General features: G+C 57.6%; 10 protein-coding genes and 1 pseudogene. 2 read left to right on the top strand and 9 right to left on the bottom strand.

The genetic code is table 11. The features are described 5' to 3' along the window. The first annotated feature begins 136 nt into the window (after nucleotides 1–136). Complete coding sequence (locus tag NJU76_RS23480; RefSeq protein WP_254532858.1) at nucleotides 137–1,507, top strand: GIY-YIG nuclease family protein; 1,371 nt, start codon at nucleotides 137–139, stop codon at nucleotides 1,505–1,507. Between the two features lie 355 nt (nucleotides 1,508–1,862). On the opposite strand, the pseudogene NJU76_RS23465 reads toward NJU76_RS23480, so the two are convergent. The 9 genes and pseudogenes from NJU76_RS23465 to NJU76_RS23425 form a co-directional block, all read right to left on the bottom strand. After that, nucleotides 1,863–2,856, bottom strand: a pseudogene (locus NJU76_RS23465) (IS110 family RNA-guided transposase). 576 nt (nucleotides 2,857–3,432) lie between these two features. Next, the gene (locus NJU76_RS23460) at nucleotides 3,433–4,071 is read right to left on the bottom strand and encodes a dihydrofolate reductase family protein (protein ID WP_254532856.1); all 639 of its coding nucleotides are present in this window, start codon (nucleotides 4,069–4,071) and stop codon (nucleotides 3,433–3,435) included. A 1-nt stretch (nucleotide 4,072) separates the two neighbouring features. Further along, nucleotides 4,073–4,573: an SRPBCC domain-containing protein gene (locus NJU76_RS23455; protein WP_254532855.1), complete on the bottom strand. Its 501-nt coding sequence runs from the start codon at nucleotides 4,571–4,573 to the stop codon at nucleotides 4,073–4,075. Between the two features lie 52 nt (nucleotides 4,574–4,625). After that, nucleotides 4,626–5,042, bottom strand: coding sequence for a GFA family protein (locus NJU76_RS23450; protein WP_254532854.1), 417 nt, complete (start codon nucleotides 5,040–5,042; stop codon nucleotides 4,626–4,628). An 89-nt stretch (nucleotides 5,043–5,131) separates the two neighbouring features. Next, nucleotides 5,132–5,557, bottom strand: coding sequence for an SRPBCC family protein (locus tag NJU76_RS23445; RefSeq protein ID WP_254532853.1), 426 nt, complete (start codon nucleotides 5,555–5,557; stop codon nucleotides 5,132–5,134). After that, nucleotides 5,554–5,892, bottom strand: coding sequence for an ArsR/SmtB family transcription factor (locus NJU76_RS23440; RefSeq protein WP_254532852.1), 339 nt, complete (start codon nucleotides 5,890–5,892; stop codon nucleotides 5,554–5,556). The genes NJU76_RS23445 and NJU76_RS23440 overlap by 4 nt, the downstream gene beginning before the upstream one ends. A gap of 395 nt (nucleotides 5,893–6,287) precedes the next feature. After that, nucleotides 6,288–8,813 (bottom strand): heavy metal translocating P-type ATPase, encoded by a 2,526-nt coding sequence (locus tag NJU76_RS23435; protein ID WP_254532851.1) that lies wholly within the window; start codon nucleotides 8,811–8,813, stop codon nucleotides 6,288–6,290. An 822-nt stretch (nucleotides 8,814–9,635) separates the two neighbouring features. Beyond that, nucleotides 9,636–10,142: a hypothetical protein gene (locus NJU76_RS23430; protein WP_254532850.1), complete on the bottom strand. Its 507-nt coding sequence runs from the start codon at nucleotides 10,140–10,142 to the stop codon at nucleotides 9,636–9,638. Nucleotides 10,143–10,150: 8 nt separating this feature from the next. Further along, on the bottom strand, nucleotides 10,151–10,708 hold the full coding sequence (locus tag NJU76_RS23425) for a DUF7342 family protein (RefSeq protein WP_254532849.1): 558 nt from the start codon (nucleotides 10,706–10,708) through the stop codon (nucleotides 10,151–10,153). A gap of 325 nt (nucleotides 10,709–11,033) precedes the next feature. Here NJU76_RS23425 and NJU76_RS23420 point away from each other — a divergent pair, with 325 nt between their 5' ends. Beyond that, the gene (locus tag NJU76_RS23420) at nucleotides 11,034–11,918 is read left to right on the top strand and encodes an IS1595 family transposase (RefSeq protein ID WP_254532848.1); all 885 of its coding nucleotides are present in this window, start codon (nucleotides 11,034–11,036) and stop codon (nucleotides 11,916–11,918) included. Nucleotides 11,919–11,985: the final 67 nt, after the last annotated feature.

The following is an 11,985-nucleotide window of genomic DNA, read 5'->3' as shown; positions in this document are numbered from 1 at the left end:
TCCAAAGTCTCGAGCGAAATTTTCACCGCCAGTCGCCGCTCTGTGGAGGTTCCACCACCGTGTGTGGTTATACATTAGACGGGGGTGCTCTCGGTGACGAAATCAGTAAATAACTGAAGTCGAGATTACATACCATATGGTCGCCGCGAAAGCTGAGTTATGGGATACGTGGATCGAAGAGACTCTCCTCGAGGATATTCACACTCCTGATCAACCTGATCCAGTGCCGTTTCTGACGACAGTGGATGGGGAACTTACCACCACCGACGCGCTCGATACGTATCGCTACGGGAAGAACGACGGCGAATACCTGTATCTCATTTACCTCACAGACGAGCCGATCAATGATGCAGCTGACATCCTTCCTGTGTACGTTGGAGAATCGCGAAACATCGGCTCGCGGATCTACCAGCACTATAAGAAAATCGATGATGCGCTCCCTATCGACGACTGGGAGGATGACGGCTCGTGGGGGAGCTTCTCGAAGTACGACCATATCGCGGCTGTTCGTGAGGCTGCCGACTCGAGATTGTACGTCTGGATCCTCGACGTCGAAACGCTCGACACCGGCCCATACGGTGTCGAAACCTATCGACAGGAGCTCGAGGCGAAATTGATCGGGCTCATCTATGCGAACTCCGAGTATCGGCCCTTCATGACGAATCGGGAGTTCGTTCCTAATCAGATCCTCCACGAGATCGGGAAAGTTGGACAAGGCTGGTTCACCACCGATTCTCCATTGGCGTCTACAGCAGACAGTACCCCTCAAGACGAGCCCCGTCCGACGCAGTCTTCGAAAGGCGACCTGTGGACACAGTGGCTCGAGGCACACGTCTATCCGGATTTTGTGGACGAGTCGACAGCGGACCCAATCCCACTCTTTGAAACGGACGACCAGCTGCAGGTCGAACTCACTGACTTGGGCCGACTCAAGCGTTCAGCGACTATCGACGAGCGGATTCGCGCCGAAGGCCGAAAGTGCGTTCACTCTGACGGGGTGAAGGACAACGGGTACGAGGGATTGCTCTACCTGATGTACCAGCTCGCCGAATCCGATGAACACGATCGGCCGATGGTCGTACCTCGATACGTCGGGAAGGCAGAAGCGTATGGGAAGAAACGAGAGCTAAGTTCGAACTTCACGGAGATCGCATCTGAGCGAGACGTAACGAGGAGCTTTGCTCGCTGGGGAAATGGAGACTACTGGCATGTTGGCGAGCTTTCGATGGCGCTCTTCGAAGACGATACACGAAAACTACCGTGGGCGAGCGAACTGTTCGAGCAAGGAACTCACCGACTCAAAGAACAGACGTATCTCTGGACGCGGGCATGGAATCAGGAGCAACACACTGGGCTATATGGCTACGATGCGTATCTTGCAGAGGTCGAACCACAGCTTATTGGCGTTGCACAGGCTGCGTACCCCGATCACTTACTGAACAAGAGTGACGTCCCGGATGATGCGCCGATTAAGACGGCTGAATACCGTTTTGAGTCTGTTCGGTGATTACGTCTGTCTACTCTCTTTGAGAAACCATTGATCCGTTTTCGACGATAACATAGTTGCTTAAAATCCCGGCCTAGGCTTTCTGCTGTATGGTCAAATCTCGTTGTCATAAAACCTGATAGCCGTGGTGCTGCTAAACACCTATGAGAATCCTGTGATTGACCAAACCACGGATCGTCTCATAGCTGTTTCGTCGTCGATGGTGTCCGGCGCGTGTTGGTGACGTAGAACCGCACGACGTCGCTACAATTGAGTGGAAACAGCCCTCAGGCAGAGGCTATCTTGAAAGCGAGAGCAGTTGCTAACAGTGGGCGAATGCCCTGCTGAGTGGCACCATCGCGGTGCCACTCAGCGACTATGCTGTTGGCGGATCGTAGACTTCCTCACGGCTGAGCATGTGAAACATTGCGACAAGCAGTTTCTGAGCTGTTGCAACGATTGCGATATTGTGATTCTTCCGCTGTTTCAGGCGGTTGTAGAACTCTCCAAGATACTCGTCAAACCGTACTGCCACGTTGGCACACTGAACGAGGGCCCAGCGCAACGGCGCTGAGCCCTCTTTCGAGATTCCACCACGCACCTCTTTGTCGCCAGATTGCCGAATAGATGGATCAAGCCCGGCGTAGCTGATCACTTTCTTTGCACTGCTAAACCGGTCGATCTCGCCAAGTTCGGACGTGATCAACAGCGACGTGAAATAACTCACGCCAGGGATAGTCATGAGCAGCTGCGCGTCGACGCGCAGCGGCGGTGTCTTCGATACGCTTGTCGAGTTTCGTGATCTGTTCGTTTAGCGTATCAATCACCGCGAGATGTGCCTCAAGAACCGCTCGATCGACCTCAGAGAGCGTGAGTTCCGCGAGGAACTCACGCCCGGTCGGGCCGAACAGTTCGCGGCTATTGGTTACCAGTTCGCTTGAGAACCGCTCGAACACGGTTTTTCTCCCGTGTTCGGCCTTCGACGAGTGCCTTGCGTGCGCGAACGAGATCACGTCGTTCGCGCACGTCCTTCGGCGGAACGTAGCTTTCAGCGACGAGATTCGCCGAAGGAGATGTGCGAGCATCTTGGCGTCAACACGGTCAGTTTTGACCTTTGCATCGGCGATGACACGTGTTTTGCTTGGATTGACGAGGGTAACATCCATGTGCTCGTCAAGCGTTTCGTAGATTGGGCGGTAGTGCCCGGTCGCTTCGATGGCAACCGCCGACCCGGCATACTCGCGCGCGAACTCTTCGAGTTCGGCGCGCTCGGAGCCATGGGAGAGGCGGAATTCATCGACGAGACTGCCGTCCTGTCGCATGACCGCTACCTGCGAGTAGCGGTCATGCGTATCCATTCCGATGTACATGATATGATGTCTCTGGGGTTGGGTGAACGAACCGAATAGACACCTATGCGGGCTTTTCGCCCAATCCTTCGGATTCTTGCAAGGGGCCAGTCAGAGCAGCGTGTTCTCGGACACATGTTGAAAGACGGCCTCCTTCAACCCCAACGCGTTTCGTTCACCGACTTGGGGCTTAAACAGGATTCTCATAAAGTCAGAGCACTATTTCCCTGCACTCAATCATCGCACCAGCGTTCGCTCCGATCGGACCCACTGGCCGGGTAGCGTCGGACCCGGAACAGGAGACATTCCCAGTATAGACGCTGAAGCCACAGCGGTCGACGGGAACCGCTGCTACGCGCCGGTTTCGGCCAGAACGTGCAGTTCATTCATCCCCCAGTGTAGCTCGTCAAGGACGAAGCAGCGGACTCGAAGCAGCTGCGGGCACGGGATTGCCGGTTAGGATTGTCGCCCGGTTCCGTTCTATAGGCTAAGCAGGCCGAGTGTCTCGGAGCGTGACCCCGAGGGGATTCACCATCGCTGGCTCACCGTGGTGGCCATCCTCGCAGTCGTCCAAAAACGAGTCTCGTACCGTCAGTGTCAGAGGCGATACCGGAGGTGTGTCACGACCGGTGACTCGACCACTCGCGTTCGTTCGAGTTCGATCCCATCTACGTCCGACCGCTCGAACAGACGGATTCCGTTCCCGAGCAAGATGGGGACGAGGTGGATCTCGAGTACGTCGAGCATGCCGGCCTCGAGGGTCTGCCGGATCGTGCTCGCGCCGCCGGCGATTGAGATGTCTCCGCCACCTGCGGCGTCCATCGCGAGTTCGATGGCACGCTCGATCCCGTCGGTGACGAAGGTGAACGTCGTCCCACCCGCCATTTCGAGGGGCTCCCTGGCGTGATGGGTGAGGACGAACACCGGGACGCCAAACGGTGGTTCGTCGCCCCAGTGGCCCTCGTACGGGTCGTCTCCCCACGGCCCTTCGCCGTTGTCGAACATCCGCCGGCCCATCACGACCGCGCCGACGTTTTCGATCGATTCGGCGAAGATCTCGTCGTCGCGGTTCGTCTCGCCGCCCTCGATCCCGTGGATCTCCCGCCAGCTTGCCAGATCGTAGACCCACTCGTGGAGGCGCTCCCCACCGTCGCCGAGCGGGTTCTCGCGGCTGTCGTTCGGGCCGCAGACGAATCCGTCGAGCGATGTTGAAATGTTCGCTGTAACGAGCGACATGTCAGTGCTCACCTCCGCCCGTTGTGTCGAGACGCCGCAGGTGCTCGTCGAGTCGTCCGAGTGTCTGCGCCGCACCCTCGTCCGCACCGAACTCCAGTGCGTCGTCGAGGTCCTCTGCCGATGGATATCTCGACTCCATCGTGAGTTCCGTCGTATTACCGGCTCGCTCGTCGAAGGTCACGGTCACCCGAAACATCTCGGGATCGTCGGGCGATCCGTGGGTGTAGGCCAGGCGTTCGGGCCGTTCGACTTCGTCGTAGACGATCCGGTTCGGGTACTCTTCGCCATCCGGACCGATCATCTCGAACTCCCAGACGCCGCCCGGTGTGGCGTCCATCTCGTCGGTCGTGGTCGTGAAGCCGTCCGGACCCCACCACTGATCGATCTGGTCGGAGTCAGTCCACGCATCCCAGACGCGTTCGCGCGAAGCGTCGAAGGTTCGCCGGACAGTCATATGCCGTTCGCCAGTTTCGATCGCGGTTTCGTCCGTCATGTCGTTCATTTTTCTTCAATCTCCATGTTCGTGAATTGTTCTCGGATGTGACCTCGTCCGTTCATAGGTGTCGCGTTTCCGTGGGTTCGGACTCCCAGTCGTCGTTCCGGCCATCCAGATAGTCGACCGGCGCTTCCGCCAGCTCCTCGTCGGTAGCGTTGTCGAGGCAGGCGACGTTAACAGCGTAGAAGTCGCCAGCGACGTCTGCGTCGAGTTCGTCGACGATCCCCCGTCCGAAGGGCTTGACCCCGCAGCGGCTACAGAAGCGGTGGTAGATGGATCCAGGTTTGATCTGGTAATCGGTTAGTGCGTTGGCTCCTTGGAGCAGGTGAAACTCCTCATCGGGGACGAACGCGAACCAGTACCGCAGCTTGGCGCAGATCGAACAGTTGCACCGGCTGCTCCCCTGGCTCAGGTCGAGATCCGCCTCGAAGCGAACTGCCCCGCAGTGACAGCTCCCGGTGTAGGTCCGCTTCATCTCTCCCTCCGATGAGTGGCCGTTCGGCGCACGTCCTGGGCCCGTCCTGGCAACGAGAGAAGCAGATTTGGCTGCAAGTACATGTTCGTTCAGAGCACCCCCGCAAGGTTCTCGAGCGCGTTCGCCCATCCGTCGGCGTGGTCGTCGACTGATTCGCCATCTGGGAGACCTTCGTGCGTGAGGACGACCTCGCATCCCTCGTCAACGTCCCGGAATTCGATGGTGACTCGACCCGGTTCCCACGTGTGCACGAGCCGTTCGTTCTCGACGACTTCGAGGAACTCGCCCTCGACGTCGTAGCGGTTCTCCTCGTCCAGCATGCTCACTGAATACGCGCCACCGGGCTCCGGTTCGAGGGCGTGAACCTCGCCAGTCATCGATCTCGGGCCGAACCACCGCTCCACCTCCTCGGGCTCGGTGAAGGCGCGATAGACGCGCTCTCGTGGGGCGTCGAACGTCCGCCGGATCGTTAGCCGGTCGTCGGCAGCTTCGGTGTCGGTGTTGTGATCTGTCATTGGTCTGCTTCCTCCAGATGGTCTGCCAGGGCGTCGAATCGATCCTCCCAGAACACGCGATATCGGGTCAGCCAGCCGAACGCCGCGGAGAGTGGCGCGGCATCGAGGTGGGCCCGTCGAATCCGCCCGTCCTTCTCCATCTCGATCAAGCCGGCATCTTCTAGCACGTGCAGGTGCTTTGACACGGCTGCTAGTGAGACATCGTGTGGTTCTGCGAGGTCTCCGACACTTTTGGGGCCATCGGCTACCTGCTCGAGGATGTCTCGGCGGATCGGGTGGGCCAGCGCCTGAAATACCGCATCCAGGTCGAGATCGTCCGGCACTTGTTCAACCATCCAGTTGAATATATGCCAACCCAATATTTAACCTTTTAGTTAAATATGTAGGGAATTCCCAAACTAATATTGCTACAAATTTCCTTTTTAAATGATTCTTATATTGACGTCAAAGAAGGTCGAACAATACTCTGAGAATCGTTAGCTGAATTGAGGTGCTACTCCCCCTTCTGTTCACGGCGACGCCGTTCGCATGGTCAGCGGGACCGACGGTCCCGCGCTATCCTCAGCGAGCGTCATCAGAACGCGACGCGTTCTGTGGCAGTCAGAAAACGGAGTTTTCTGACGACGCCCGAAGGCACGAGCCGAACGGCGAGCGGTAGGGTGGGGTAGTTCACGTACGTGAATTCTACCGGACAGCGAAGGCTTGGAGCCATGCTTCGGCGGTTGTTGGATCAACGTGGTTCGACAGCGTCAGGCTCGCCACCCGTCTCCGGTTTGATGCGGGAGAGCCGCATCGCGTTGCCGGTCACGCCGACCGTCATGCCAGCGTCCCCAGCAAGGACAGCCAGCCAGATGGGAACGTACCCGAACGGGACGGCAAGGGCGAGGCCGGCTTTGACACCGAGACTCGTCCAGATGTTCTGGCGGATGACGCCGTTCGCGTCGTCTGCGAGTTCGTACAGGTACGGGAGTTTCGCGAGATCGTCACCCATCAGGGCAATGTCGGCCGTCTCGAGGGCCGTATCTGTCCCGGCTGCGCCCATCGCGACCCCGACCGTAGCTGTGGCGAGTGCCGGTGCGTCGTTGATGCCGTCGCCAACCATCGCTACGCCATCGTACTCGTCGACGAGTTCGTCGATGGCGTCGACCTTCTCGTCGGGGAGTAGTTCAGCGCGATAGTCGTCGACACCGACCTGCTCTGCGATCGCTCGTGCAGTCCGCTCGTTGTCACCTGTGAGCATGACGGTCCGCTCCACGCCGAGTTCCTTCAGGCGACGCACCGCGTGCTTCGCCTCGGGCCGGACTTCGTCGGCGACCCCGATGACCCCCTCGAGTTCGTCCTCGGTTCCGACGAGGACGACGGTCTTGCCGTCCGCCTGGAGGTCCGGCACCGTATCTTCGAGGAGATCGAGACAGTTGTTCCGTTCACAGAGTTGCTGCGCGGTGCGGGTGACAACCCCGCCGTCGGTCGTTGCGTGGACGTGTGAGAGATCGAAGCCGAGGTCCTCAAAGAGACCGGGCTTGCCGGCGAAGTGGGGCGTCCCGTCGAGGTCCGCCTGGACACCCTTACCGGTGATACTCTCGAATTCCTCGATGTCGCGTTCGGCGACACCAGCGTTGCCTGCCTCCGCGACAATCGCCTCCCCGATGGGGTGCTCACTGCGCTGTTCGAGCCCTCGGGCACAGCGGAGAACGTCGTCTTGGGTGTTATCGTTCAGCGGCACGACATCCGTCACGGTGAGTTCCCCCTTCGTAAGCGTCCCTGTCTTGTCGAAGGCGATGACGTCAACCGCACCCATCGCCTCCAGATAGTTGCCGCCCTTGATGAGAACGCCGTTTTTCGCGGCGCTAGTGATGCCCGACACGACCGAGACGGGCGTCGAGATGACGAACGCACACGGGCAGGCGAGCACGAGCAACGTCAGCCCGTAGACGATGGCCGTCGACCACGTCGTTCCGAGGACGTATGGACTCCCCAGCGTGACGAGGACGGCGAACGTGACGACGACCGGCGTGTAATATCCAGAGAATCGCTCGACGAACTGCTCTCGTTCGGTCTTGTTAGCCTGGGCGTCCTCAACCATCTCGACGATGCGGGAGAGCGTGTTGTCGCCCGCCTCTGAGGAGACTTCCACTTCGAGATAGCCCTCCTCATTAATCGTGCCAGCGTACACCTCGTCACCCCCTGTCTTATCTACAGGAACGCTCTCGCCCGTGATGGGCGCCTGGTTTACCGCGCTCTCACCCTCGATGACCGACCCGTCCATGGGGATTTTCTCACCGGGTCTGACGATCACCACATCGCCGACTGTGACCTCGTCGACTGGGATGGTCGCCTCTATCCCGTCCCTCTTGACAGTTGCCTCGTCCGGGGAGAGATCCATCAGCTCTTGCAATGAGTTGCGTGCACGGTCCATTGAGTAGCGCTCGAGGAGTTCGGCGATACTAAAGAGGAACGCGAGGGTGGCGGCTTCGAAGTAAAGGCCTTCACCGAACGCGAGGCTGGCGATAAGTGCGCCGATGATCGCAATCGACATCAGGAAATCGATGTCGAGATTGAGATTCCGGGCGGAGTAGTAGCCGTTACGGAGGATTTCGTGGCCGCCCACGGCAACGGCGACTAAAAACAGGACATCCGCGACGAGAAGTTCGCTTCCGACGATGCTCGCTATCTGAACTTTCTGTCCGGTTAACAGGAACTCGAAGAGGAGACCAACTGCGACGAAACCGCCGCTGATCCACGTTTTGACCGCTCGCGGACTCGTCCAGATGCTTTCCGGTGTGCCGACGCTGTCACTGTCTTCGGCGCTTTCGGTAATGGTGTCTGTGACCTCGTAACCAGCACGTTCGATAGCGCCGACGATATCCGACTCAGTGACAGTTGTCGAGTCGTATGTGACTGCTATCTTCCCAGTCGTGGGCTGTGGGTCCGACATCGAAACGCCAGCGAGTCCGTCGAGTGCGTTCTCGACTTTGCCCGCACATGAGGGACAGTCCATCTGAGGGACCGTGAACTTCGACGTGGTCTCGCTGCGATCTTCGACGTCGTATCCCGCTTTCTCGACGCGTTCAGCGATGGCGTCTGCCGTAGTCCGGTCGCTCTCGTAGGAAACGGTGAGTGTCCCCGTTGTCACCTGCGGGTCGACATCGTCGATACCGTCGAGTTTCCGGACGCTATTCTCGACTTTTCCAGCACATGACGGGCAGTCCATCTCGGGGACCGAGAATTGTGCGACGTCACCCTCGGTTGGTGACATGCTCAAGTTCGCCTCTCCGTGTCCGTATTTTTGGCCACAACTGTGTGGATGAGAATCATCACCCACGTCACGTGAACTCCGATCGGACGAGGTCATTATCGAGGGCTAGGCCATCCTCACTTATTAAAACAGCTGCTATAAATCGGCGTTTATTAGCTACTATTTAACAAAATATTCGAACTGAATTATTAATTCGGTGCCGGCAGTCGACTGACTATAACTTCGGGAGAACTCGAATAGTGGCGTGCTGTCAGAACAGCCTGCGAGGGCCGCCATCGTTACTCCACCAATTCCTGCAATTGTCTAGCATCGCGTAGTGTCCTTCATTGGTTGCAACCCCACCGTATGGTGGTAAGCGACTCCTCACTGTGACACGTGATACACGTCGTATTAAGGTCGAGTCGTGAAGGGGGAGGGTCAGATAGTAATCAGCAGACATTAATAAAATTACCTATATAATTTCTATCTGTCGGTATTATAGAGATGCGAGGAGAATACCCGCGCCTTAAGTGATCGGGGTTTGGTTTGGATACTCGTTTCGGAAGTGTTCGCTCGAGTTGCCGGATTCGAATAGCGTACCGACGCAGCCACGATTCAGAAGTGGTGCAGACCACTCCACGCGGAGGAGGATGTCAATGTACCGTGTCTATGTGCGAACTAAGGAAAGTGGTAATTATCCAGACACGTCAAACAGCAACCTCGAACATCATAGAGCAAAACGAACCCCCCTCGCGTTAACCAACAATCGATCGTCGATACCACATCTGTTGGTTAATACAAATCGCTCTTCTGGAAATCTCGGGTCAACGACGTGATTCGAGATCAACGTACTGCTTGGTCTGGAACTCGTGGTCGGTCGGTTTCCCAGGAAACGGCATCGACGAGTTCCACGAGGTCGGTGATTCGCTGGTCAAACACGTTCATAGGATGCATGTCGAGGAATGTCGCTGACGCCCGCTGTACCGTCTCTCCGTCGCAATCGAGTTGGAAGTGGCACTCGCCGAGATCCATGTGCGTTTCGTCTTGGTGCCATCCGAGCATGAACTCGCGCTCCGCCTCAACCCACTGGATCTTGTAAAAATCATATTCACGGTTCGCCGGGAAATCAAACGAGACGTGGAGTTCCGCTTCATCGACCGAGTAAGTGGTCCCGAGGAACACTGGGGCGTTGATTCTGGCTCGGACGCCGACCTTGTTCCCTGTGGTGGTGTGATACCAGACCTGCTCGATTGGAGCGGATTCCGTGGTGGCCTGTGTTTGGAGCCAGTTGTGGAGCCGGGTGAGGAGTTGCCGTTTATCCAGGTTCGTCCGATTTGCGAGGAAAATCATCGAACAACCTACTGCGAGAGTGGGAGCGAGGAATTCGATGAATCGTTTTGTCCAGGGTACAGTGACCGGGCGTCGTCGTACAGTTCGAGTGCGTGCTTGAGGAGGCGTTTGTTGTCCTCGTGGCGCTCCCATTCCCGGAGGACCGTGTTGCGCTCACGAACGTCCTCACTGGATAGGTTGTCATCGGTAAGCGATGATTCGAGAGCGTCTCGTGATTCGACGTCGAATTCGGCCTTCCACTCGTCGATTGTCTCCTGGATGGCGACAATCTCCTCGCGGAGCTCATCACGCGTATGATTGTTGATTAGTTCAGTGACCTCGTTGAAGTAGCGGAGTTGGTAGTTCGGCGCGTACTTCGTATTCCCGTCGTCTCCGTCGATGGCGTGGATTTGCCCGAACTCGGCCAGCATCTCCAGTTCGTCTTTCGCGGTTTTCCACGAGGAGATTTGTGCTTCCTCTCGCACCGATTCGACGGAGCGGGGCTGGGTGAGCGTCGTAGCGATTTCTCGGACACGCTCACGGGCAGATAAGCCGTCAGTCCACGAGTCGAGGCCACGGTTGGTCATACCTGGTCGTACCTGCTCGGCTCTATTATATCTTCGGACGCATCACACATATACGAGACTATTTGGGGAGTGGTGCCAGGCCGCACGAGACGCTCCGCGTCTTGTGGACGCTGTGGAATCTGTTCCTGCACGGTTCCGACACAGAAACAGGACGCTCCATCCGCACCAAGCGAGGGCCGGGGAGGCCCGAGCGCGGTAGGGCGGTGTAGTTCACAGATCCTTGTCACCGTTTTTCGATGGCGCTCTTCAGAAGCAGATTGTTGGTCGGTAACGCTGTCGCTGAGAAATCGTAGCGGGCAAGGGTGACGCGTTCACGTCACCCGATATGTTCCCATTTGAAGTGCTGAACTCGGAGGCGAACGCCGCGAACCTGCTCCAGCAGGTTCGCTGGCGCGAGGGCCTCTACTGCCCGCGCTGCCGGTCTGAATCAGTGATCAAACACGGCAGCTACAGAGAGTATCAGCGGTATCTCTGTAAGGATTGCGACCGCACGTTCAACGACAAGACTGGCACGATCTTCGCGCACGCGAAGATCGGCCTCGACAACCTCTTGTTCGCGTTCTACTCGTTCCTTCGGTTCAACACGAGTATCCGCCAGTTAGAGGCTGAACTCGACGTTTCCTACCGAACGCTTCACCGGCGCGTCGAGCAGTTCGCCAGAACGCTCGACGCGCCATCTCTCACTCTCACTGGCCCAGTTGAGATTGACGAGTTCTACGTCTCTGCTGGGCTGAAAGGCCGCGAGCGCGACCAACCGTCGCGCTCGCGTGGTCTCTCGAAGCGTGGACGAGGAACGTACACCGAGGACAAATCGCCAGTATTCACGCTCGTTGATCGTGGGAGCGATCAGCGATATGTTGTCCCGGCGAAATCCGCTGATGAATCGACTGTGCGACTCCTCCTCGCTGACCACGAGGAGGAGTCGCTCACCGTCTATACGGATGGATTTCGTGCCTATGAGCCACTAGAAACTGATGAGAACTTCCAGCGAGAAGCAGTGATTCACGGAGATGGCGAGTACGTTGATGGTGACGCACACGTGAACACCTGCGAGAGCCACTCGTCGCTGGCGCGACGGTGGCTCTCGCCACATCGAGGCGTCTCAAAGGACAAACTGACCACGTATCTCAGATCGTTCCAGCTCCGACGACAAATCCTCCGCAAACCAGGTCGAGAAGCTCTCAACCACATCGTTCGAGCAGTTCTTTGAGTCACCAACAATGTGCTTCACAAGAGCGTTCGATGGATTTTACTACCAGTCTTGGCCTCCGAAAGTT

The sequence above is a fragment of the Natrinema gelatinilyticum genome, from assembly GCF_024266705.1.
Taxonomy (GTDB): Archaea; Halobacteriota; Halobacteria; order Halobacteriales; family Natrialbaceae; genus Natrinema; species Natrinema gelatinilyticum.
The sequence above is the reverse complement of the archived record's forward strand: the minus strand, read 5'-3'. Positions and strand labels throughout refer to the sequence as shown.